The organism is Rhodococcus sp. MH15 (assembly GCF_019266045.1).
Classification (GTDB): Bacteria; Actinomycetota; Actinomycetes; order Mycobacteriales; family Mycobacteriaceae; genus Rhodococcus_F; species Rhodococcus_F qingshengii.
In genome coordinates this window covers 90,653-113,287 of sequence record NZ_LPNP01000065.1, presented here as the reverse complement: position 1 = coordinate 113,287, position 22,635 = coordinate 90,653, and the positions used below count along the sequence as shown (strand labels likewise).

The 22,635-nt window shown below is 63.6% G+C and carries 19 protein-coding genes; 10 read left to right on the top strand and 9 right to left on the bottom strand.

Going from position 1 to position 22,635, the window contains the following annotated elements; all coding sequences use genetic code 11:
• Positions 1–4: 4 nt before the first annotated feature.
• From ATN37_RS14980 to cysC, 4 genes are all read left to right on the top strand, one after another.
• Positions 5–946, top strand: a complete 942-nt coding sequence (locus tag ATN37_RS14980; RefSeq protein ID WP_003944164.1) for a copper resistance D family protein — start codon at positions 5–7, stop codon at positions 944–946.
• A gap of 122 nt (positions 947–1,068) precedes the next feature.
• Complete coding sequence (locus ATN37_RS14975) at positions 1,069–1,878, top strand: Stf0 family sulfotransferase (RefSeq protein WP_007735934.1); 810 nt, start codon at positions 1,069–1,071, stop codon at positions 1,876–1,878.
• Positions 1,875–2,789 carry a sulfate adenylyltransferase subunit CysD gene (cysD, locus tag ATN37_RS14970; RefSeq protein ID WP_218695344.1) on the top strand — a complete coding sequence of 305 codons (915 nt, stop codon included), beginning with the start codon at positions 1,875–1,877 and terminating at the stop codon, positions 2,787–2,789. The genes ATN37_RS14975 and cysD overlap by 4 nt, the downstream gene beginning before the upstream one ends.
• Positions 2,789–4,669 carry an adenylyl-sulfate kinase gene (gene cysC, locus ATN37_RS14965; RefSeq protein WP_218695343.1) on the top strand — a complete coding sequence of 627 codons (1,881 nt, stop codon included), beginning with the start codon at positions 2,789–2,791 and terminating at the stop codon, positions 4,667–4,669. The genes cysD and cysC overlap by 1 nt, the downstream gene beginning before the upstream one ends.
• Here the strand turns inward: cysC and ATN37_RS14960 are convergent.
• The 4 genes from ATN37_RS14960 to ATN37_RS14945 are packed head-to-tail and all read right to left on the bottom strand — an operon-like array spanning position 4,666 to position 11,645.
• Entirely contained in the window at positions 4,666–6,036 is a 1,371-nt protein-coding gene (locus ATN37_RS14960; RefSeq protein ID WP_003944134.1) for a sulfatase, read from the bottom strand. The genes cysC and ATN37_RS14960 overlap by 4 nt on opposite strands.
• Positions 6,037–6,092: 56 nt before the next feature.
• Complete coding sequence (locus ATN37_RS14955) at positions 6,093–9,290, bottom strand: carboxyl transferase domain-containing protein (protein WP_218695342.1); 3,198 nt, start codon at positions 9,288–9,290, stop codon at positions 6,093–6,095.
• Positions 9,287–10,984 carry an AMP-binding protein gene (locus ATN37_RS14950; RefSeq protein ID WP_218695341.1) on the bottom strand — a complete coding sequence of 566 codons (1,698 nt, stop codon included), beginning with the start codon at positions 10,982–10,984 and terminating at the stop codon, positions 9,287–9,289. The genes ATN37_RS14955 and ATN37_RS14950 overlap by 4 nt, the downstream gene beginning before the upstream one ends.
• 25 nt (positions 10,985–11,009) lie before the next feature.
• The gene (locus ATN37_RS14945; RefSeq protein WP_054828442.1) at positions 11,010–11,645 is read right to left on the bottom strand and encodes a TetR/AcrR family transcriptional regulator; all 636 of its coding nucleotides are present in this window, start codon (positions 11,643–11,645) and stop codon (positions 11,010–11,012) included.
• Between the two features lie 150 nt (positions 11,646–11,795).
• Between ATN37_RS14945 and ATN37_RS14940 the strand changes: the two genes are divergently transcribed.
• Positions 11,796–13,172, top strand: a complete 1,377-nt coding sequence (locus ATN37_RS14940; protein WP_030535870.1) for a M20/M25/M40 family metallo-hydrolase — start codon at positions 11,796–11,798, stop codon at positions 13,170–13,172.
• A complete protein-coding gene (locus tag ATN37_RS14935; RefSeq protein WP_058038092.1) occupies positions 13,169–14,731 on the top strand; it encodes a YfcC family protein in 1,563 nt (520 codons plus the stop codon). Before ATN37_RS14940 ends, ATN37_RS14935 begins: the two co-directional genes overlap by 4 nt.
• A gap of 1 nt (position 14,732) precedes the next feature.
• Here the strand turns inward: ATN37_RS14935 and ATN37_RS14930 are convergent, their stop codons facing one another.
• Positions 14,733–15,320: a DinB family protein gene (locus ATN37_RS14930; protein ID WP_003944177.1), complete on the bottom strand. Its 588-nt coding sequence runs from the start codon at positions 15,318–15,320 to the stop codon at positions 14,733–14,735.
• Between the two features lie 18 nt (positions 15,321–15,338).
• On the opposite strand from ATN37_RS14930, the gene ATN37_RS14925 reads away from it, so the two are divergent.
• The 4 genes from ATN37_RS14925 to ATN37_RS14910 all read left to right on the top strand — a co-directional run bounded on the left by ATN37_RS14925 (position 15,339) and on the right by ATN37_RS14910 (position 19,038).
• The gene (locus tag ATN37_RS14925) at positions 15,339–16,586 is read left to right on the top strand and encodes a hypothetical protein (protein ID WP_058227365.1); all 1,248 of its coding nucleotides are present in this window, start codon (positions 15,339–15,341) and stop codon (positions 16,584–16,586) included.
• A gap of 68 nt (positions 16,587–16,654) precedes the next feature.
• Positions 16,655–18,301 carry an MFS transporter gene (locus tag ATN37_RS14920; RefSeq protein WP_054188693.1) on the top strand — a complete coding sequence of 549 codons (1,647 nt, stop codon included), beginning with the start codon at positions 16,655–16,657 and terminating at the stop codon, positions 18,299–18,301.
• Between the two features lie 3 nt (positions 18,302–18,304).
• On the top strand, positions 18,305–18,757 hold the full coding sequence (locus ATN37_RS14915) for a DUF6325 family protein (RefSeq protein ID WP_007735911.1): 453 nt from the start codon (positions 18,305–18,307) through the stop codon (positions 18,755–18,757).
• Complete coding sequence (locus ATN37_RS14910; protein WP_007735909.1) at positions 18,754–19,038, top strand: SHOCT domain-containing protein; 285 nt, start codon at positions 18,754–18,756, stop codon at positions 19,036–19,038. Before ATN37_RS14915 ends, ATN37_RS14910 begins: the two co-directional genes overlap by 4 nt.
• Position 19,039: 1 nt before the next feature.
• Here ATN37_RS14910 and ATN37_RS14905 read toward each other — a convergent pair whose 3' ends face one another.
• The 4 genes from ATN37_RS14905 to ATN37_RS14890 are packed head-to-tail and all read right to left on the bottom strand — an operon-like array spanning position 19,040 to position 22,555.
• Entirely contained in the window at positions 19,040–19,723 is a 684-nt protein-coding gene (locus ATN37_RS14905) for a SagB family peptide dehydrogenase (RefSeq protein ID WP_217018208.1), read from the bottom strand.
• Complete coding sequence (locus ATN37_RS14900; RefSeq protein ID WP_064073624.1) at positions 19,720–20,700, bottom strand: ABC transporter substrate-binding protein; 981 nt, start codon at positions 20,698–20,700, stop codon at positions 19,720–19,722. The genes ATN37_RS14905 and ATN37_RS14900 overlap by 4 nt, the downstream gene beginning before the upstream one ends.
• Positions 20,697–21,491, bottom strand: coding sequence for an ABC transporter ATP-binding protein (locus ATN37_RS14895; protein WP_192712834.1), 795 nt, complete (start codon positions 21,489–21,491; stop codon positions 20,697–20,699). Before ATN37_RS14895 ends, ATN37_RS14900 begins: the two co-directional genes overlap by 4 nt.
• Positions 21,488–22,555, bottom strand: coding sequence for an iron ABC transporter permease (locus ATN37_RS14890; RefSeq protein ID WP_217018205.1), 1,068 nt, complete (start codon positions 22,553–22,555; stop codon positions 21,488–21,490). Before ATN37_RS14890 ends, ATN37_RS14895 begins: the two co-directional genes overlap by 4 nt.
• Positions 22,556–22,635 lie beyond the last annotated feature (80 nt).

Sequence of the window (22,635 nt, the reverse complement as noted above, 5' to 3'; positions counted from 1 at the left end):
TCGCGTGACGGGTACGGCAAACAGGTGGTGGTTGCTGTTTGCCGTACCCACAGCTCTGCTGGGAGTCCTGATCGCCTGGGGCCTCGCCAGCCCGTCGGGACCCGAATCGTCGAGCACGGTCCGCGTTCTCGCGATCGGATGTGGTTCGTTGACGCTCGGCATCGCGACGCTCGCCTGGATGGGCCGCAGTGAACGCCGCCCGGCAACAACCCCCGCCGTCATGTGGACTCAGCTCACCGCGGTGGCAGCAGTGTGGCTCGTCGCCGAGATCACGCTCCTCGTGCTCAATGCCGCAGCGGCCGACGGCGCCCCGGTCACCTCGCTGACCATCGGGCACTTCGGCGCATTCGTCTCCGAGGTCAACGTCGGCCGCGTCGGCGTCGCGATCATCGCGTGCGCGTTTGCCGTCGTCTGTTACGGCATCTACGGATTCACCAATCCCGAGACGGTGCCCGTCGCACCGGCATTGGTCGTCTCCGCGTTGGCGCTCGCTGCCCGCCCGATCACCGGGCACATGGCGCAGCAGAGCTTCGGATCGATCCTCGACGCCGTTCACGTCCTCGCTGCGGCCTTGTGGTTCGGCGTGCTCGCCGCACTCGCGCTTGCCGTACCGTCGCGCGGTGCCTGGGCGATCTGGTTGCCCAAGTACTCCGCTCTCGCCTGGCGATGCGTCCTCGCGCTGGTCGTCACCGGTATCGTCAACGCCGTCGTGCGACTCGACTCACTCTCCGCCTTCTACGACACCGCATACGGCCGGGTGATCCTCGCCAAGATCGTGGCGATCGGACTGCTCGTCGCCCTGGGATGGTGGTGGCGCCGGACATGGGTGGTCGCGAGCGCTGCACACCGCATGAGTTCGGACGGATCCCTGCGTCGCGCCATCGGTGAAGTTGTCTTCATGGCCATCGCATTCGGGCTTGCCGCGGCCCTTGCGACAACTGCGTAAGACGTGCCTCAGCGCGACATTTCGTGACCCGCACATTTAACGTTTCACGTCGAGATTTAACCTCTACGTGAGTTTATTTTCCCAGCTTGCGGCGGTTTCCGGCCCCCCTTAGCGTTGCTCGCATGACGGAGGCCCAACGCTCGTTTCTCGTCTGCGCTTCGCAGCGCAGCGGCAGTACTTTGCTGGTCGAATCCCTGCGAGCAACCGGGGTCGCGGGTGAGCCGGAAGAGTTCTTCCAGTACCTCCCCGAGACCTCGCGATCGCCGCAACCGAGGCAGTGGTTCGAAGACGTCACGGACGAGTCCGTCCTGGGTCTGCTAGCCCCGTTCCACCCGGGCACGCCGGACACTCGCACCTCCGAACAGTGGCGCACACAACTTCTCGAACTCGGCCGAACCCCCAACGGAGTCTGGGGTGGCAAGCTGATGTGGAACCAGACGCCGCTCCTACTCGATCGCGCGGCCGGATTGCCCTGGCGCAGTGGGACGGACCTACGTTCCGCACTCCACGACACCCTCGATCACGACCTGCAATTCATCCACGTCTATCGAGAAGATGTCGTCGCTCAAGCTGTGTCGATGTGGCGCGCCGTGCAGACACAGGTTTGGCGCGACGACGCGACTCCACCGAATCTCTCGGACGGTGCGCAGTACAACGCAGTCGGAATCGCGCACCTGGTGACGATTCTCGGTGAGCAGGAACGCCAATGGAAGCGCTGGTTCGAGGAAGAGGACATCTCTCCCATCGAAGTCGGGTTCCGCGATCTCACCGAAGACCCGCAGTCCGTGGTCGCAAAAACCCTCATCTCCCTCGGCCTCGACGGACAACTGGCCCCGCCACCGCCGCTGCGTCGTCAGAGCGACGGACGATCCCGCGAATGGGTGCAGCGTTATCGCATCGACGCCGAACAGAACGGATATCCCGTCACATGAGCACCGTCACCGATGTCGTCGACGAACTCCGAGTTCTCGAATCCGAAGCGGTTCACATCATTCGAGAGGTGGTGGCAGAACTCGAGAGACCGGTACTGCTCTTCTCGGCCGGCAAGGACTCGATAGTCCTGCTTCGTCTGGCCGAGAAGGCGTTTCGGCCCTCCCCACTCCCTTTCGCGGTCCTGCACGTCGACACCGGTCACAATTTCGAGGAGGTCATCGAATTTCGCGACCGCCGAATCAAGGAGGGCGGGCACACACTTCTGGTTGCTTCCGTTCAGGATTCGATCGACCAGGGCAGAGTGCAGGAGTCGACCGAGACCAGCGGATCGCGAAACCGCCTGCAGACCAGAACCCTGCTCGACGCTCTCGAAGCTGGAAGGTTCGACGCCGCGTTCGGTGGCGCCCGCCGGGACGAGGAACGTGCGCGCGCCAAGGAAAGAGTCCTCAGCTTCCGTGACGAGTTCGGCCAGTGGGACCCGCGAGCGCAACGGGCCGAACCGTGGTCGCTCTACAACGGTCGGATCAGACGCGGCGAGTCCGTTCGTGTCTTCCCGCTGAGCAACTGGACCGAGCTCGACATCTGGCGCTACATAGCCCAGGAGGAACTGGAACTGCCGTCCATCTATTTCGCGCACCAGCGGAGGATATTCGAGCGCGACGGAATGCTCCTCGCTGCTTCCGAATTCAGCACCGACGCCGAGAACGCCGCGGCAACGACCGAGTGGGTGCGATATCGAACCGTCGGCGATCTGACCATCACCGGCGCCGTTCGATCGCACGCCACCACTATCGACGACGTCGTCACCGAAATCTCGGCCGCGACGGTTTCCGAACGAGGCGAGACTCGCGCAGACGACCGAACGTCGGTCGCCGCGATGGAAGACCGAAAGCGTGAGGGCTACTTCTGATGACGACCACCATCACTCGCCAACTCCTGCGACTGGCCACGGCGGGTAGCGTCGACGACGGCAAGAGCACGCTGATCGGCCGACTGTTGCATGACACCGACAGTCTGCCAACCGATCACCTCGATTCCGTCACCGACGAGTACGGTGTCGCCGACCTGGCTGCACTCTCCGACGGACTACGTGCCGAGCGTGAACAGGGCATCACGATCGACGTCGCGTACCGATTCTTCTCCACTCCGACCAGAAGTTACGTACTCGCCGACACCCCGGGGCACGAACGCTACACGCGCAACATGTTCACCGGAGCATCCAACGCTCACGTAGCGGTCCTGCTGGTCGACGCGAGGACCGGCGTGCTGCGTCAGACCCGTCGGCACGCCAGAATCGCCGCACTGCTCGGTGTTCCGAACCTTGTAGCCGTGGTGAACAAGATCGATCTGGTGGACTTCGACGAAGCGAGATTCGCTCAGGTGCAGGAAGAATTACGGGCCTTGGCGCGGCAAGTCGGACGCGAGGACGTACTCGCCATACCGGTCTCCGCGAAAGCCGGCGACAATGTCGTGACGCGGTCCGAGAACACCGCGTGGTACGAGGGGCCGACACTCCTCGAGTACCTCGAAGGCGTCGAACTCCATGCGCCCGCGACCCACATCGAGGAGCTTCGACTTCCCGTGCAATGGGTTTCGCGCCCCGATCCGCAGAATCGTCGCCGGTACACCGGCCGGATCTCGGCAGGCACACTGAGCGTCGGAGACGAGGTAGTGGTCCTGCCGTCCGGATCGAAGAGCACCGTGATCAGTCTGGACACTCTCGACGACAACCGCAGTACTGCCGTTGCACCACTGTCGGTTTCGGTGGAACTGGCCGACGACATCGACGTCGGACGTGGCGACGTTCTGGTCAGTGGCGGTGTGCAGGCTCATTTGCCGGTTCTGGCCCGAGAACTCGAAGCCACCATCTGCTGGTTGTCCAACACACCGTTGCGCGCGGGCGATCGGATAGCGCTCAAACACACGTCCCGGACCGTGCGAGCGACCGTCCAAGAACTGCACACCCGTCTCGATCCTGAAACGCTCGACGAGCAGGACAGCCCAGTCGAATTGGGACTCAACGACATCGGAACGGTCACGCTCCGAACCAGTTCCGTGGTGGTCGCCGACACCTACGACCACAATCGGGACTCTGGCGCCTTCATCCTGATCGACGAGCAGAGCAACGACACCGTCGGCGCCGGCACCATTCTCGAACCACGCGTCGTCGTTCCCGGTGAGCAGACCCGCAACGACATCAAGTGGCATCCGTCCTCACTCGAACGTCAACGGCGGTGGGCGTCTACCACCCAGAGGGGCGCGACGATCTGGCTGACCGGCCTGCCTGCCTCCGGAAAATCCACCGTCGCTGTGGCTGTCGAACGTGCGCTCGTCGACGCGGGACGCACCGCGTATCTGCTGGACGGTGACAACGTCCGCCACGGTATCTCCGACGATCTCGGGTTCTCGCCGGGAGACCGAGCCGAGAACATCCGCCGCGTCGGGCATCTCACTCGACTGTTCGCCGACGCCGGCGTCGTGGCGATCGCGTCGATGGTCTCGCCACTGCGTTCGGATCGAGCAATTGCGCGTGCTCTCAACGAAGCTGCCGGGCTCACTTTCCTCGAAGTTGCCGTCACCACTCCCGTCGAAGAATGCGAACGTCGAGATCCCAAGGGCCTGTACGCTCGTGCGCGGGCGGGTGAACTGAAGGGGCTCACCGGAATCGACGCGCCTTACGAGACGCCGGAGGAGCCGGACCTGGCATTCGACACAACCGGCGCTGACATCAACGAGCTGGTCGAGCGGGTCATCGCATTGTTGGAAGAGCGCGAAGCCGCAAGGCCCTAGGGATTTTCGGTGTCCGACTCGAGGTAACCGCGGTCCGCACTGTAGGCGGACCGCACGTTGGGTCGGACACCGATCTTCTCGAGGTACGCCGCCATGCGGTGCACCGCCATCGCGCTTCCCAATGCCTCGTCCGGGAGACGATCGTCGGTTTCGGCGCGCCACGTGTGAAGCTGCGAGGACAATTCCGCCTGTATTGCCGAGACTTCCGGTCGATCGATCAGATTGATCTTCTCGTCCGGGTCGGCACGGAGGTCGTACAGCTCCCGGGGTGCGCGTACCGCAAGATGCTCGGTGCCGAGCGCTTTTCCGGAAAGACTGTCCTCGATGTCGAGCGGTAGATCCAGAGCCGGGCGGACGGCGTAGTTCTCGATGTAGCTGTAGTCCTTGGTTCGCACCGCACGAATGGGATCGAAGCTGTCGTGAAAGGTCTTCTCCGTGAACAGGGAAGTACGAACGGGTTCGGACGGTTCAGTTCCGCGGTCGACGAGGGCATCGGCGTGCGAGCGCCCTTCCACCTCGGTGGGGACGTCGATTCCGAGCAGATCGAGAATGGTCGGAACAAGATCCACACCACTGAACAGTGTCTCGTATTCCTTTCCGCCACTGCGATACCGCGCGGGAGGCCGAGCGATCAAGGCAATACCGGTACCCGGGGCGTAGAGCGTCGACTTGGCACGCGGGAACGCCGCGCCGTGATCAGTGAGGAAGAAGACCCAGGTGTTCTCGTCGAGCCCCTCTTCCTCGAGGGTCGCGAGCAGTTCCCCCACCGCGGCGTCGGCCACCTCTACGCTGCCGTGGAATTCGGCCAGATCCTCGCGCACCTGTGGCACGTCCGGAAGGTATCCGGGGACCTCCAGGGCTGCGGTGTCCGCCGGGGTATAGCGATCGGCGGGGTACGGGCGATGCGTTTCGAAGAATCCCGTGGTGAGCAGGAACGGCTCGGGCGGGAAGCGTCGTAGCCAGTTCTGGGCACGCGGAACCACGTAGTCGCAGAACGAGTTGGTGACGTCGTACTCGTGGTAGCCCAGTCGCTTCGGATACGCAGTCTCGTGCTGCATGCCGAAGAGCGAGGTGTACCAACCGTTGTCGGAGAGGATCTGCGGGAGCGTCTGCACCTCAGCGTGGTACTCCCAGCCGTGGTGCGCCAACCCGATCAGACCGTTGTTGTGCGGATACCTGCCCGAGAAGAGCGATCCGCGCGAAGGCGAGCACAGCGGCGCCGTCGCGTGTGCGTCGGTGAACCGGATGCCTTCTGCCGCCAGCCGGTCGAGATGGGGGCTGTTGACCCCGGCGACACCGTAACTCGCGAGGTGCCGCCCCAGGTCGTGCCAATGAATGATCAGGACGTTATCTCGCGCAGCCGACACGTGGGCAAGGCTAGTTGCCCCGCCCACGTGCGGCAACAGCTCGAATCAGCAGGATCTCAACTGTTTCTGCAGAGTTGTCTGATCCATCCGCGGGTATCGGCCGGATCGATGACGTCGTCCAGTTCGAACGTGGTCGCCGCCATCAGCGCCTTGCCCTGTGCGTAGGCCAGTTCCACGAACTGACCGAACAGCGTTTCCCGAGCCACCGGATCTTCGACGGACTCGAGTTCCTTGCGGAAACCGAGACGCACAGCACCTTCCAGACCCATCGGCCCGATCTCGCCCGTCGGCCACGCGACCGTGAACTCGGGGGCGTGGAAGGAACCACCGGCCATTGCCATGGCGCCCAACCCGTAACCCTTGCGCAGGATGATCGTTCCGAACGGCACGGTGAGGCGAGCACCGGCAACGAAGAACCTGCCGAACCTTCGAACCGTCGCCTCCTCCTCCGAATCCGGGCCCACCATGAATCCCGGTGTGTCGCACAGCGTCACCAGAGGGATGCGGTGCGCTTCGAGCAGTTCCAGGAAATCCGAAGCCTTGTCCGAGGCTTCCGCGTCGATCGCGCCGCCGAGATGCTCGCTGCTGTTCGCCAGCACACCGTACGGAACTCCTTCGACACGAACGAGTGCGGTTACTACACCGCGTCCGTAGTCTCGACGCAGTTCCAGGACGCTGTCGACGTCCGCGATTGCGTCGATCGCTCCACGAACGTCGTACGAGCGCAGGCGATTCTCCGGCACCACATGCCGCGAGAGCCGCGGATCCGGAGCGGTCCACTCTCCGCTCGCACCCTGGAAGTAGCCGAGGTACTGCTTGGCCAGCGCCACCGCATGAGCGTCGTCGTCAGCGACCAGGTGTACGACGCCGTTGCGGCGCTGCACGTCGATGGGGCCGATGTCCTCGGGGCGAAAGTTTCCGAGCCCGCCGCCCTCGACCATGGCAGGACCACCCATCCCGATGTTGGCGTCCGGTGTCGCGATCAGGACGTCGCACGCGCCGGCCAGGGCCGCGTTGCCCGCGAAACAGCGCCCGGACACGACGGCGACCATGGGCACCCGCCCGCTCAGCGCCGCCATGGCGCGGAAGGTTCCCAGCTCGAGGCCCGCCCCGGCGCCGGCGTCGGTGTCACCGGGGCGACCGCCGCCACCTTCCGCGAACAGCACCACCGGAACTCGCTTGCGATCGGCGATCTCGAGCAGGCGGTCGGTCTTGGCGTGATTGCGCATGCCCTGGGTACCGGCGAGCACCGAGTAGTCGTACGAGATCACGACGCTCTCGCCGCCGCTGATGGTCGCCACTCCGCCGATCAACCCGTCGGCAGGAGTGTTGGCGATCAGGTCTTCCTCGCTGCGTCGACTGCGCTGCGCCGCCAGCGCGAGCGCGCCGTACTCGACCAGGCTGTCGTCGTCGACCAGGTCGTAGACGTTCTCGCGAGCAGTCCGGCGTCCCAGCTTGTGACGCTTCGCCACGGCTGCGGGCCGGGCCGGGTCCAGGGTCACCTCGTGGCGAGCGATGATTTCGGCGAGGTCGGGACGGACGTCGTCGAGGTCCACCTCGTCGACCTCGGCGAGCTTCGATCCTGCGCTTGCACTACGGACGACGAGCAACGGTTCGCCCGCGCCCACCGACCTGCCCGGTGACGACAGGACCCGGACCACTTCGAGATCACCGGGCGCCGAGAGAACATGCTGCATCTTCATCGCCTCGAGGACGGCAACCTGGCCACCCGCATGGATACCGTCACCGACTGCCGCGAGTTCGACGACGATGCCCGCCATCTGTGCACGGACCACATCCTCGTCCGGTGCCACGTCCACAGACGAGGAGGGCGTTTGTGGGCCCACTTCGGGGACAAGGTCCGCCAATCGAGAACCCAACCAGTCGACGTCGACCAGGCCGTCGCGGAAGTCCTTGTCCGACAGTATTGCCTGCAGAAATTCGAGGTTGGTCGCTACACCGTCGATGGCGAACTCACTGAGAGCAGCAATCGACTTACGCACCGCGGCAGGGAAATCCGCTCGACGCGTGTGGGTGATCACCTTTGCCAGCAGCGAATCGTAACGCGCACTCGGCGAGAGTCCGACCGTACCGAAGGTGTCCACTCGCACGCCGGGCCCGCCCGGAGGAGTGAAGTTGTCGAGCGTGCCCGACGAGGGCAACGCATTGCCGTCCGGCGTCATGGTTTCCATGTTGACGCGGGTCTGGATCGCGATTCCCGAAGCGTTTGCCACGGATCCGACTGTCTCCAAGCCCTTCTCGACAGCGATGATCCCTGTTGGCAGGTCCAGGTTCTCGAACGGAACTCCGTCCGCGATCGCGAGCTGCACGGCGACGAGGTCGACTCCGGTGACCTCCTCGGTCACCGTGTGCTCCACCTGAATTCGGGGATTGACCTCGAGGAAGACGAAGCCGCGTTCCTCGACGAGGAACTCGACCGTCGCGATGCCGCGGTAGCCGACCTCGGCGCACAGCCTCGCCGCCGCAGCGTGAAGACGCTCGCGCAGGGCCCCCGACAGCCCCTGCGCGGGCGCAACCTCGATCAACTTCTGATGGCGACGTTGGACGCTGCAATCGCGGTCACCCAGAGCGAGCGCGTGGGTTCCACCTTGCCCCGGTGCCGCCACGATCTGCACTTCGATGTGCCGAGCGTGCTCACTGAGTACCTCGGCGAACAGTGCCGAACTGCCGAATCCCGACTGGGCTTCGGCCGCACACACACGGTACGCGTCGTCGAGTGCTTTCGGGTCACGCACCGCGCGCATGCCGCGGCCACCGCCGCCGCTGAGCGCCTTGATCATGATGCCGCGGGAGTTGCGCTCGAAGAATTCACGCACCTCGTCGAGGTCGGCGTTCGCCGATGTCGACGGCAGGACCGGCACTCCTGAGTCGACCGCCGCGGTGCGGGCACTGGCCTTGTCGCCGAAAGTCCGGAGAACCTGGGCGTCCGGGCCGACGAAGACGATGCCCGCCTCTGTGCACGCCTGCGCGAATTCGGCATTCTCACTGAGGAATCCGTAGCCCGGGTGCACGTGCGTGGCGCCCGTTTCGGCCGCGATCTTCAGCAGTGCGCTCTGATCCAGGTACGCGGATGCGCCCGACGCTCCGAGCGGCACCGACTCCGTGGCCGCCGCGACGTGCGGACTGGACGCGTCGTCCTCGGCGTACACCGACACCGTCTCGATCCCGAGTTCACGGGCAGTTCGAATGATCCGCAGCGCAATTTCGCCGCGGTTCGCAATCAGCAGTCTCACTTGTCCCCCTGAGTGCGCTCGAACAGATCGCCCTTGCGCACCTTTCCTGTCGCTGTCATCGGAAGCGCCTCGAGCACTTCCACTTCGGGCACCTTGTACGTGGCCATGTTCTCCTTCGCCCACGAGACGATCTCGTCGGCCGCAGTGTCGGAACCCTCGACCAGTTGGACAAACGCAAAAGCCACCTGCCCCTTGTCCGGGTCCGGTTTCGGCACCACCGCAGCCTTTTCGATCGCCGGGTGCAGCATGAGCAGCGCTTCCACCTCGGAGGGAAAGACACTCATGCCGTTGGTCTTGATCATTTCCTTGTTCCGCGCCAAATAGTGCAAACCGCCACGCTCACTGAACTTTCCGACGTCACCGGTCTGCAGCCAGCCGTCACGGATGGCGTCGGCGGTGGCCCCCTCGTTGCGGTAGTACGCGGAAAGGATGGATGGGCTGCGCACGATGATCTGCCCGTGCTCGCCGACGGGAACCGGCCTGCCGTCGTGATCGACGATCAGAACGTCGGTGCCGGGCACCGGAATTCCGCAGAACACCGGCTCGCTTTTCAGGTCGTAGTCGCCGTCCTGGAAGCCGAGGGTGATCGTGTCCGCGGTGTGGGTTTCGGTCATGCCGTAGCTCGCTTCGCGCAGAACGCCGCCGGTAGCCTCGCGCCACCGCTGGCGCGTGGCCGGATCGAGTTTGAGAACGAACGAAACTGCCATGACGTTCTGGAGTGTCGAGAGATTTCGCTCCGCGAATCCTGGCGTGTCCATCAGTTCGACGTAATTGTCGACAGTTCCGACCAGCGAGGTCACGCCGTAAGCCTCGACAGCGTCGAGCGTGGTCTCCGCATCCCAACGATTCAGCAGGACCACGGTTCCGCCGTTGACGAGCGGAACCAGGATGCCGAAGTCCTCACCTGCGATCCAGAAGATCGGCAGAAACACCAGGGACACCGGCGGATTGGCACCCACCTGGTCACCGCCCGCAAGCGTCGCGGTGGCCGCGGTGTAAACCATGTGGCGCTGAGTGTGCTCACAGCCCTTGGGCATTCCCGTCGTTCCGCCCGTGTAGTTCAGGGCGGCGAGGGAATCGAGTTCGGTGGCGACAGGAGTCGCCCGCTCACTGGTGATGATCGACTGCCAGTCGCTCAGGCGCGGATCGTCGACCTCGAAGGGCAGTTCGACGGTCGGGATCGCCGTCAGCATGTCCGACACTGCAGTCTTCGCGACGTGTTCGAGTGGAGTCTGTGAGCGAACCTTCTTCACCAACTTCGAGAAGGTGTTCTGCGTCAGTAGGACCTTGACGCCGGCATCGTTGAGTTCGTGAATCAATTCATGTTCACGGAAGAGTGGATTGATCGGCACGTGAACCGCACCGACCTTGAGAATGCCGAGCATCGCGATATGGAACTGAGGGCAATTGACCAGGTGAACGCCGACGCGATCGCCGCGTTCGACTCCGAGTGACAGCAGCCATCCGGCAAAACGATCCGAAAGCTCGTCGTATTCGGAATACGTGATGACCCGGCCGTAGAAGACGATGGCAGGAGTATCCGGCCGCTCGATCGCCCAATGCCGCAAGTAATCGACAAGTCCCCCACCTTCGAGCGGATACTCGACGGCGCGGGGAATGCCGGCGGGCCAATGCGCTTGTTGCAGCGCAGAGATCTCCGCCAGAGCCGCTTCGAGCACGTCTTGTTCTGCCACCGATCACTCCATTCGTAAAAGAAATCTATTTCGACTCTTCGAACCCGATCAACCGCTCGGACATCGTCGTCATATCTGCAATGAACTGGTTCTGCTCTTCGACACTCGCCTTACTCAGTCGTGCTCCACCGGCCATCTGTGCGTCCGAGATCATCTGAACGAGCACCGGGGGCGAAACACAGGGATCTACGTCGTGAACCCGTCGAATCCGTTCGACAAACCGGACGTAGCGGCTCACGAGCTTTTCGCGAACCGCCGACCAACTGCGCTCGACCTCGGAATCCACCCGCGCCCGATGCTCGATCACCGCGAGCAGGTCACCGTAGGTGTACACGGCCGTGATGAACGCCGACGTGGTCGTTCGGAGAACTTCGCGTAGATCCTCGGCCGCCGGGCCCTCCATGTGCTGAGCGTCGAGGAAGCGTCGGCACATCATTTCGGCGACGGCGCGGAAGACCTCGTCCTTCGACGAGAAGTACGCGTAGAAGGTCGCCCGGGACACATCAGCCCTGGTCGTGATCGTCTCGACCGTCACGGCGTCGTATCCGAGTTCGCCGAAGCAGAGGGCAGCGGTGTCGAGCAGTCCGGCACGGCGTGGACCGTCGCCGAGTTTGCGGGCTGTCCGCGCTCGCTCCTGCGTTTCACTGGTGGTCACCGTCACAGTGTGTGTTGACGTTGACGTCAATGTCAAGAATCGCGAGCCCGGCGCCCCACTTCGGCTTTTTGTTCGGGTCACCCTTTCAAACCCCGCATATCGGGTGTAAGACTCTGCCTCTAATGTTTTTCGCCTTTCCCAGAAGGAGTCAATTCCGTGCCGGAAGAATCCGCCTCGCCCTCCTATTCCACAATCAAGGAAACAGTTGCAGCTTTGATGCCGGCACTGGAGTCGGAACTCGTCGAACTTGTTCGTATTCCGTCGATAGCAACAGAAGGTTTCCCCAGCGAGCCCCTGTTCGAGGCTCACGACCTGATCGTTTCTCTATTGGAGAAGTCCGGAGTCACGAAGATAGAGAAACTCGAAATAACAGGTAAAACTGCGCCGGTCATCATTGCAACAGTTCCCGGTCCAGAGGGAGCCCCGACCGTATTGATGTATTCGCATTACGACGTCGTTCCCGCCGACGACGTCGAACTCTGGGATTCACCGCCTTTCGAACCGAGCAAGCGTGACGGCGCGATTTACGGCCGCGGTACGGCAGATTCGAAGGCAAACGTCATCGGCATGATCGGCGCGCTTCGCGTCTTCGACGGAAAGCCGCCGGTGACGGTCAAGCTCGTCATCGAAGGCCAGGAAGAATTCGGCAGCCCCTTCGACAACTATCCGCCGGAAGCCCCCGAATTGTTTGCGGCCGACGCAATGGTCATCGCCGACGTCGGGAGCGTTCGACCCGGATCACCGACCCTGACCGTCGCACTGCGCGGATCGGCCCAGGTGATCGTCGAACTCACCACTCTCGGAGCCGACAAGCACAACGGCCTCTACGGCGGCGCCGCACCGGACGCCCGCCTCGCGCTCATCCGCGCACTGGCGTCGCTGCACGACGACAACGGTGACGTGGCGATCGACGGCCTCCTGCGCGAACCGTGGACCGGCAGTTCATACACCGAGGACGAGTTCCGCACCCTCGCCGAGATCCAAGACGGGCTTCCGCTGCTCGGAACCGGCGGCATCGGCGAACGCATCTGGTCGGGCCCGGCCATCACCGTGACGGGAATCGACGCTCCCCCTGTGGACGGTGCGGTCAACGCCGTCGCAAGCACTGCCCGCGCCGTGATCAATCTGCGCGTACACCCGCGCCAACCTGCCATCGAGGCGCAGGCTGCTCTGGTCCGACACCTGGAAGCCCTGCGCCCCTTCGGTTTACAACTGACTGTCACCGCGGGAGAAACCGGCGACGGGTTTGCGGCAGCCGAAGGTGGACCGGCCTTCGACGCGGCATTGTCTGCATTATCGCAGTCGTGGGGTGAGCCGGCCGGGCTGATGGCAGGCGGCGGCTCGATCCCCCTCGTGATGGCCTTGGATACAGCAGTGCCCACCGCCGAGAAGCTGTTGTTCGGCGCCACCGACGGTTACGCGAACATCCACGGCCCCAACGAACGCGTCCTGCTCGACGAGCTCGAGAAGGCCGTCGTCGCCAAAGCACTGTTCTTCCAGGAGTACGCACACACCTTCGAGGGGAAGAAATGAGCACCGAGACCGACACGGGGTCCGCACCTACTCCGGCCAAGAAGAAGTTCGAGTTCCCCGGCGCGGTCACGATGCTCGCGATCGTCACCATTCTGGTCTGGGTTGCGGCACTGTTCATTCCGGCCGGACGCTTCGGCGTCGACGTGGACGGCTCACCCGTTCCCGGCAGCTTCGAGACCGTCACGTCTCCGCTCTCGTTCTGGGAACGAATCCAGCAACTGATCCTCTCCCCCGTGAACGGCCTCTACGGCGTCCAGGATTCGATCACCGGGTTCGTCGACACCGACAACATCGGACGGCTCTTCGGTTCGGTCGGCGTAGTCCTCTTCATCATGGCGCTCGGTGCGTTCATCTCGGTCAGCTTTGCCACCCGCAGCCTGGAAACCGCTGTCTCCCAACTCGCTACCAAGCTCAGCGACAAGGGCTGGTTGCTCATCACCGTCATCATGGTGCTGTTCTCGCTGCTCGGTTCGACAATGGGCTTCTCGGTCGAGACGTTCGGCTTCTACGCCCTGCTCATACCGCTGATGACGGCACTGGGCTACGACCGCATGGTCGCGGCCACCATGATCATCCTCGGCGCTCTGGTCGGAAACATGGCGTCGACCGTCAATCCGTTCTCGATCGGCGTCGCCTCCGGTGAGGCAGGCGTCTCCATCGGTGACGGCATCGTGCTGCGCGTGATCCTGTGGATCGTATTGACCGCTGTGGCAGTGGCATTCGTTCTCCGCTACGCCGCAAAGGTGAAGAAGGATCCGTCCAAGTCGCTTGTCGGTTTCGACATCGCGGACGACGAAGACGAAGAGCCGGCCGAGCCGGTGGACATCGACGGCAAGCTCACCGGAACTCAGAAGCTGGTACTGCTCATCACCGGACTCACCTTCGGACTGATGATCTTCTCCGTCATCCCGTGGTCGAGCATCTTCGGCGCCACCACCGGTCCGGCCGAGTACGACGCGTACCACGTCACGGCAACCGAGCCCTACTGGTTCGAGTTGAACTGGTGGTTCCCGCAATTGGCGATGCTGTTCATCCTCGCCGCCGTTCTCGTCGGCATAGTCGCGAAGATGGGTGAGAAGAAGATCGTCTCCCTGATCACGCGTGGAGCCGGCGACATGGTCGGACCGGCGATCGTCATCCTGCTCGCTCGCGGCGTCTCGGTGATCATGACCAACACCGAAACCCTCGACACCATCCTCAACGCGATGGAGCAATTGGTCAGCGGCGCTTCGGCGGGGGTCTTCGCGATCCTGGTGATGCTCGTCAACATCCCGCTGGCGTTCCTGATCCCGTCCAGTTCCGGTCACGCCACCCTGGCGATGCCGCTGCTCGCGCCGCTGGGCGACTTTGCCGGAGTCAGCCGAGCACTCGTCATCACCGCCTTCCAGATGGGCCACGGCCTGATGCTGATGGTTGCCCCGACCAACGTCGTCGTTGTCGGCGGGTTGGCCATGGCGAAGGTCGGCTACGACAAGTTCCTGCGCTTCGTCTGGCCACTGCTACTGATCAACTTCGTGATCGTTGTCGTGGTGATCGGCGCGGCAGCAGTATTCGAATAGTTCAGGCGTGGTGGGCCTCGCGTGCCGCCGTCTCGAGACGGTCGGTGTACTCGGCCCACCACGCCTCATCGCCGGGAGCCAGATTGTTGTCGCCCGCCTTCATCCCAGCGGCGCCGTCGATCAGCTCCCGCACGATGTCCGCGTGGCCGGCGTGCCGATGGATCTCGGTGACAACGTGAACGAGTATCCGGTGCAGTGTGACGTCGCGACGATCCTCCGGCCAGTGCTTCACGAAGCCGGGGGCGTCCAGATCGTGCTCCTCGATCGTGGCGTCGGCGAAAGCCCAGGTGCGGCGATAAGTTTCGACGATGTCGGCAGTGGACTCGTCGGCGCGGGCCCACATGTCGACGTTGAGTTCCTCCGAACGCAACCACGCGGGGAGATCGGGAACACGCCGGCCGAACGTCGGACCGAAATACCCGAGCTCGACGCCGATCATGTGTTTGACCAGACCCAACAAGTTGGTCCCTGTCCGGGTCATCGGGCGCCGAATGTCATACTCCGACAGCCCGTCGAGCTTCCAGACGAGCGCATCACGTGCTGCCTGCAGGTACCGCTGGAGATCTTCCTTTTCCGAGTTGGTGGTCATGAAACCAACCTAAACCGAGTGGAGCAGACATTGACAGCGGTCGAGGATCTGACCGAGGTTGCCTCTCGGGCCGTCGCCGCCGAGCGTGACGCCCGGTCGGTGCGCTGGCACAACCCGGCAGCCGTCCGCAAGGCTGCCGCGTCCGTCCGTGATTCGCTCGACGACGAACGATCAGCGCTGAGCCGACCGTCGTACAGCGGGTTGTCACCGTCGCCGCACATGGCGCGCCAACTCGAACTGATCACGACGTTGCAGCCGCCGCTGCCCGCCGACGCCGGCATCGGCACCGCCGCGCAGGCCGAGGCCGACGCCGTCGCCGCGGTGACCACCGCACGGATAGCGTTGCGCGCCGCCCACCTTGCGGTTCTCGAAGCACGCGTCGCCGCGCTCGATGCCGGTGACACCGATACCGTCGCCGCCGCGATCCGTGGTTACGTCCCGCTGAACTCGGGCAACCCCGTCGTCCGGCATGTGCAGGATCTCGGCTCCCGGATCCGTGAGGAAGCACGGCACGTGGTGAGTGGTAAGCCTCGGTCGATCGCTTTTCGGCTGGGGCTGAGCCTCGGAATGGGCTTGGCGTACCTGGCATTCATTCGCCTCTTCCAGTGGGACACCAAGGAAGATCGACTGCCTTACCTTGCGCTGTATGCACTCTCGGGTGTGGTCGGAAGCGTCGTGTGCACCAATGCGCTCAGCTTCGACGCCGGCCGCGTGCGCGCTGCGTTGTCCGGTGGAACGAGGCTCTGGCACGTGCTCGTCGCGAAAAACGCGGTGATGCTGCTCCTCGTCGGCAGCGCCGGGTTCCTGCTCAGCGCCGTCCTCGCGTGGCGCTCCGGAAGCAGTGCCGACCTGGTGAAGGCGTGCGGCCAGGTGCTGACCATGATCCTGCTCTGGTTGGGGGTCGCGAACGTGATGTCGGTGAGCTTGCCGCTGCGGGCAGAACCGATGACGGCGCGGCGCCACGACGGCACGTGGAAGCAGTTCCTGCTGTCCTTCGTCATCTCGTACGGTGTCGGACTGATCGTCAATCTGATGCTCTACTGGCGCGTCTGGGCAAAGACGACGCTGCTCGAGCAGATGGGCGGTCCGTGGATTCCGGTCCTGCTGCTCCTCGCGAGCGCGGCCGCGACGTGGCTGTTGCTGACCGTGCTGGCCGTACTCCTGGCCGAGCAACCGCGCTTCCGTCGCGCCTTGCACCGGGAGATGGTGGTCTACCGCGAAGAAACCAACCACTTGCAGGCGACCATTCAGCACAATTCCGGCTAATGTAGCCGTGCGTGGCTGATCCGGGCACGTCGCGAGTACACGCAGTGTCGAGGAAGGCGTGACCCATCATGTCCGTAAAGCCTGGCGCGGCCGCCACAACGGCCGCCGTGAGCACCGCCTCCTGGCTACCACTCATCGTGGTGGTCCTCACCCAGATTCAGGCGTCGTTCGCCGTCAACGCCCTGACCGTCTCGATGGCCGGCATCACCACCGATCTCGACACGCCCGCAACAAGTGTCGGCACCGCGATCACCGCGGGCACCTTCGCCATGGCTGCCTTCATTCTGTTGGGGGCCAAGATCGGCGCCCGTTACGGAACGCGTCTGGTCTTCCAGATTGCCGTCGCGATTCACGGCCTCGCAATGGCCGCGGTCGCCCTGAGTCAGAGCCCGGCAATGCTGTTCGTGGCGCAAGCTGCATCCGGCGCCGTGATCGCCCTCATCGCTCCCGCGTTGACGGTCTTCATCGCCACGAACTTCAGTGGCGATCAGCAGGCAAAGGCCATCGGTTACCTGGCAGCAGCAATCCCGGCGGCCGGTGTGCTGGCGCTGCTCATCGCCGGTTCCTTCGCGACGACGATCGGGTGGCGATACTCGTTCGCCCTCGTCGTGGCTCTCGCGGTGGTCAACCTGATCCTGAGCTTCCGGGTCAAACCTGTTCCCCCGCAGAAGGACATCACCATCGACTGGGCCGGCGCCGCCATTGCTGCCGTTGCCGTCATCCTGCTCAGCTTCGGTTTCAGCGGCCTGAACTCGTGGGGCGTCATCCTGGCCACCGACGCTGCGCCGTTCTCGGTCATCGGTGTTTCACCCGCGGCCATCCTGATCGTCCTCGGCACCATCTGTGCGCAGGGATTCTTCCAGTGGACGCGAAGCCGCAAGGCGCAGAACAAGCCTCAGCTCTTCAACCTCGACGTCCTCAAGACCGGCGCCGAGCGCGCCACCACGATTTGCATGGCGACGATGATGTTCGTGGGAACCGCGGCCAACTTCCTCATTCCGCTGTACATGCAGATCATCCAGGGCCGCAGCAGCTTGCAGACGTCGTTCTCGATCATCCCGTACACACTTTCGATCTTCATCGCGAGTACCGTCGTCGCGCGTCTGTACAAGACGTACTCCCCGCGTCTGATCGCACGAGCCGGGTTCGTCGTCGTTGCCGCTGGACTCATCTTGTTGGCCTTCACCATTCGTGGCGACTGGCATCAGATCTTTGTCGTCATCGGACTGATCACCCTCGGCCTCGGGCAGGGCGCCATCGTTGCGCTGGTGTTCAACACCCTCCTCACCGCAGCCCCCAAGGAACTGGCCGGCGACGTCGGTGCCTGGCGGGGACTGGTACACAACATGTCCGGCAGCGTCGGCATCGCGGTGGCCAGCGTCTTCGCCGTCGGAATCCTCGGTACCCTCGTCAGCTCGCAGCTGATCGACAACCCCACCATCCCGGCATCACTCAAGGTCGAGTCCGGGATCAATCTCGACCAGGTCAACTTCGTCCCCAACGATCAACTCGTCGTGACGCTCGAAAACACCTCGGCGACACAAGCACAGATCGACGAAGCCATCCGGATCAACACCGAAGCGCGCTTGCGCGCCCTGCGAACCTCGCTACTCGTCCTCGCCGGACTCTCCCTGCTCGCCATCATTCCGGCCGGCCGCATGCCCGACGAAGTACCTGCTCTGGAAGAACCGCAACCCACGAAGGGCAAGAAGTAACCGATGTCCAACCAAGACCAATTCGGTCCGATCGAATACGTTGCCGTCGAGTTTCCCGGCGGTGCACCGACCTCCGCAGGATTCGAGCAGCTGCTCACTCTCGTCGACTCCGGCGTGATCCGCATCCTCGACCTCGAGTTCGTCACCAAAGCCGCCGATGGATCAGTGGCCGTCGTACCGGCATCGACCTTCGAACTCGCAGATTTCGATCTGGCGCAGTTCGACGGCGCAGCCTCCGGACTGCTCGACGCCGGCGACATCGCCGCCGTTGGTGACGAGTTGGCCACCGGTAGTGTTGCCGCCGTGCTCGTTTACGAGGAACTGGCCATACTGCCGGTGATCGACGCGTGGACACGCAGCGGCGCAAAGATTGTCACCGAAGGTCACCTGAGCTTGGACGAACTTGCCACCGCACTCGACAACACCGCACCAGGCAATACGGAGAAGGACGCATGAGTTTCTTGAGGCGAGCCGGCCGGGTAGCCGTCGCAAGCTCCATTCACGGCAATGTTCAGCGCCGTCAGCGGACCCGTTGGGCCGCCGAAGATCAGGCTCGCGCAGCGCAGGCCCAGCCGGTGCCTCCGATTCCCGATCTACCACCCCTGCCACCGCAGGCAGCTCCGGCAGCATCGATGGACTTGAAGCTCGAACAGCTCACCAAGCTGGGCGAACTCAAGAATGCGGGAGTATTGACCGAGGCCGAGTTCGAGACCCAGAAGGCGCGCATCCTCGCCTGACCTAGCTGCGCCTCCCGAGGGCAAAAGCCATGACGGGAAGCTGCGTCGTCGCGAGATTCAACAGAGATGCCACTCGCGTATCCGTGAATCCTGCGATGGCGCAGCCCACAAGTCCCATCGCCTCGGTCACGAGGTACAGATTCTGAACCAGCACACCGGCATCCACGTGCATCGTGCGGTAGTGCCGCATCGCGTACTTCTCGAGCGGCGCTTCAACGTCGGCGACCACAAACAAAAGAACCGGGAACACGTCGACGAACTCGGGTTGGAGAAGGCTCGCTCGAAGGTGCTCTCGCACGTCGCCTGGCCGGACAGCTTCGGCGCGGCCTCGGGCATATCGGTATACCCCGGCTCCGAGCTCGTCTCCGGGTCGGCTGAGAACAAACGACAGCGTCAGTTCGCACATCCCGCCCGCCGTCGGGCTGCTGACAACACTGTGGTGCAACATGTTTGACAGCTCGCCTGCTCGGAGTGCCGTCTGTGCGGGGTCGTAGCGGCTCCGTCGTGCCTGCAAGACGTCCGCGAACCCGCAGGCCGGCAGTGGCGTCGCGGCCGGCAGTTCCACGGATTCACACGTCACCGGCGGCAGTGCGTGCTCGTCGAACGGTAGCTCCGACGGACTCACCGTCCGGTCCAACACTGCATGCAGCGATACGACGGCCTCGATTCGCTCGAGTGCGGTCACGAACCCGGGTGCAGCAGGCGAGACACCTCGCCGGCCCCGTCGATCGAGACCAACTCGCCGGCGAACCACGCCTCCGGAACGGCAAAGATCGCATTCGATGTCGCGGCGGGGGTTCCGGCAAATGCCGTCCGCGCAGCATCCAGGGTGGATTCCCGAGCCGACTCGGTGGAGTAGACGACGAGGACAGCCTTCGGCGACTTCGCGAGCACCGATTCCGTGGCTACCTGGCCGAAGTACTTTCCGTCGGGAAGGTCGTTCTCGAAAAGATTGCTTCCCCCGGCGGCCTCGAGCACACTGCTGTAGAGGCCCCTGGCCAGAGCATAGGACTGTCCCTCCGAAACCTGAACCATCACAGTGGGAACCGGCTCCTGCCCGGCGACAGATGCCTCGGTTGCTGCGAGGGACTTCTTGCCGTCGGCCAGGAGGGTTGCTGCCGCCTCACTTGTTCCGGTCAAGGCGCCGAGACCGTCGAGGTCGGACCAGACGTCGTCGATCCGCCCCTCGGTGACGGCCTTGTGGCAGTAGCCGCTGTTCACGAAGATCGGGATGCCGAGGTCACGCAATTCGTCCATGGTCTGCAATCGGTCACCGTCGAACCAGTATTCCCCGTCGGAGACGATCAGATCCGGACGGGCGTCGAGCAATGCTTCTTTCGCGGGAACTCCGGTGCTCAGTACCGGCACGGCCGCGAACTGATCAGCGAGTTCGGGGCTGGGAGGAGAGAGGTCGGTATTCGATTGTCCGACAATGCGGTCGGCGGCGCCGAGCTGAATGAGAAGTTCCGTCATCGACGGATACAGCGAGACAATCCGCTCCGCCGTCTTGGGCACCGTGACCTCGCGATCACAATTGGTGACGGTGATCTTCTCGGACGACGACGCCGCCGAATCCGCCGTGGAGTTTCCGCATGCGGTCAGTACTGCGGTGGCGGTAACGGCCGAGCACAACAGCGCGGCAGTACGTATCGAGGATTTCAAGACACTGCTTCTTTCGTGTGTAGGAGCGGAGGGGCGAACGAGAGCAGGGGGCGCCCGGTCAACGGATGAGTGCCGAGATGCACCTGAACCCCGAATACTTCGGACAGCAGGTCCTCGGTGAGGACCTCGGCCGTTGGTCCTGTCGCGACAACTACCCCGCCGGAGAGCAGACAGACGTAGTCGCAATACGCTGCGGCCAAGGCGAGTTCATGGATCGCGACAATCGTCGTGGTACCGAGTTCGGCGACCAATTCCATCAATTCGAGTTGAGCACGGATGTCGAGGTGGTTGGTGGGCTCGTCCAGGACCAGCACTGACGGTTGTTGAGCGATCGCCCGGGCCAACATCACACGCTGCTTTTCTCCGCCGGACAGTTCGGCGAAGAGACGTGATCCAAAGCCCTGCATACCGGTTCGCATCAGTGCTGCGCTGACGATGTCTCGGTCGATCTCGCCGAGTCGAGAGAACGCGCTGTGATGCGGCGTCCGACCCGTTGCAACCACCTCGCGGACCCTGAACGAGAAATCGGATGAATGCTCCTGCCCCACAACACCGATGATGCGTGCCGCCGATCGAGGCGAGAGATCGTCCCAAACATTCACCTCGTCCACCTTCACGATTCCGCTTCGCGGCTTCATCGAGCGATACAACGCGCGAAGGAGGGAGGACTTTCCACTGCCGTTCGGTCCGACGAGTCCGACCACGCTTCCCTCGGGCGCTTCGAGGTCTACACCCGAAACCACGAGGCGTCCGCCCCGAACGACGTGAATTCCGCTGGCCGACAATCTCATGACTGCGCACCGCCGTCCCGTCGAAGCAACCAGAGAAAGAACGGGGCACCCAATCCGGCGGTGATGATCCCGAGTGGTAATTCGTTGGGCGCATCCAACATCCGAGCCGCAAGATCGACGATCACCAGGAAGGTGGCACCAACCAACGCGGTCGCGGGGAGCAGCTTGCCGTGATCGGAACCGACCCGAAGTCGTACGGCATGCGGCACGAGCAGCCCCACGAAACCGATTCCCCCGGCGACGGATACAACAACCGCGGTCAGCAACGACGCGATCACCAGTAGTAGCAACCTGGTACGGCGCACGTCCACGCCGACCGATTGCGCGCTCTCGTCTCCCATGGCCAACGCGTTGAGTTGGCGCGATTGTGTCAACAGAATTGCCGCACAGACGGTGATCACCGCGGCGGGCACACCGAGATCCGACCAACTGGCCCCGCTCACCGAGCCCAGCAACCAGAAGAGCACTCCCGAAAGCTGACTCGGATCGGCGCGCAACTGCACAAAACTTGTTGCAGCCGAGAGCAGATAGCCGATGGCAACTCCGGCCAGGACCATGCGCAGCGGGACGAGCATTCCCTCTCGCCTACCCAGTACGAGAACCGCGATCAGGGAGACCATGGCCCCCAGGAAGGCTGCCACCGGAACACCGATCGACAGGCCGGTGCCGATGCCGGTCGTCATGATCAGTACTGCACCGAAGGATGCTCCGGAACCCACGCCCAGAATGTACGGATCGGCAATCGGGTTGCGCACCAACGCTTGCAGCACGGCGCCGGCCAACGACAATCCGGCGCCCGCCAATGCCGCAATCAGAATGCGCGGTACCCGCAATCCCCACACGATCCGATCGAGCAGCGGGTCGACCGGCGGACCGCCGACGTGTGCGTACAACACCGCGAACACGTCGGCAAAGGACACCGACGCGGCACCCGACCACACCGCGACGGTGGAGACCGCGACAAGCACAACCGCCGTGGCCAACAGAAACGGGACGTACCCGCGCTCGCCGACGGGATGTGGACGCGACGGCACTCGTGGTGCTGCCTCGCTGGTCAGCGTCATCGCACTCCTGAGTCGGTGGGGTTCGCAGTCATGAACAGGTGGATCTAACCATAACGACAGTCGTTTTCATTAATAGTCAC

Excerpts from the sequence above, each read along its gene's own strand:
- ATN37_RS14975 (WP_007735934.1), top strand. The coding sequence starts at position 1,069 with ATGACGGAGGCCCAACGCTCGTTTCTCGTCTGCGCTTCGCAGCGCAGC.
- cysD (WP_218695344.1), top strand. The coding sequence starts at position 1,875 with ATGAGCACCGTCACCGATGTCGTCGACGAACTCCGAGTTCTCGAATCC.
- cysC (WP_218695343.1), top strand. The coding sequence starts at position 2,789 with ATGACGACCACCATCACTCGCCAACTCCTGCGACTGGCCACGGCGGGT.
- ATN37_RS14935 (WP_058038092.1), top strand. The coding sequence starts at position 13,169 with ATGAGCACCGAGACCGACACGGGGTCCGCACCTACTCCGGCCAAGAAG.
- ATN37_RS14930 (WP_003944177.1), bottom strand. The coding sequence starts at position 15,320 with ATGACCACCAACTCGGAAAAGGAAGATCTCCAGCGGTACCTGCAGGCA.
- ATN37_RS14920 (WP_054188693.1), top strand. The coding sequence starts at position 16,655 with ATGTCCGTAAAGCCTGGCGCGGCCGCCACAACGGCCGCCGTGAGCACC.
- ATN37_RS14915 (WP_007735911.1), top strand. The coding sequence starts at position 18,305 with ATGTCCAACCAAGACCAATTCGGTCCGATCGAATACGTTGCCGTCGAG.
- ATN37_RS14910 (WP_007735909.1), top strand. The coding sequence starts at position 18,754 with ATGAGTTTCTTGAGGCGAGCCGGCCGGGTAGCCGTCGCAAGCTCCATT.
- ATN37_RS14895 (WP_192712834.1), bottom strand. The coding sequence starts at position 21,491 with ATGAGATTGTCGGCCAGCGGAATTCACGTCGTTCGGGGCGGACGCCTC.
- ATN37_RS14890 (WP_217018205.1), bottom strand. The coding sequence starts at position 22,555 with ATGACGCTGACCAGCGAGGCAGCACCACGAGTGCCGTCGCGTCCACAT.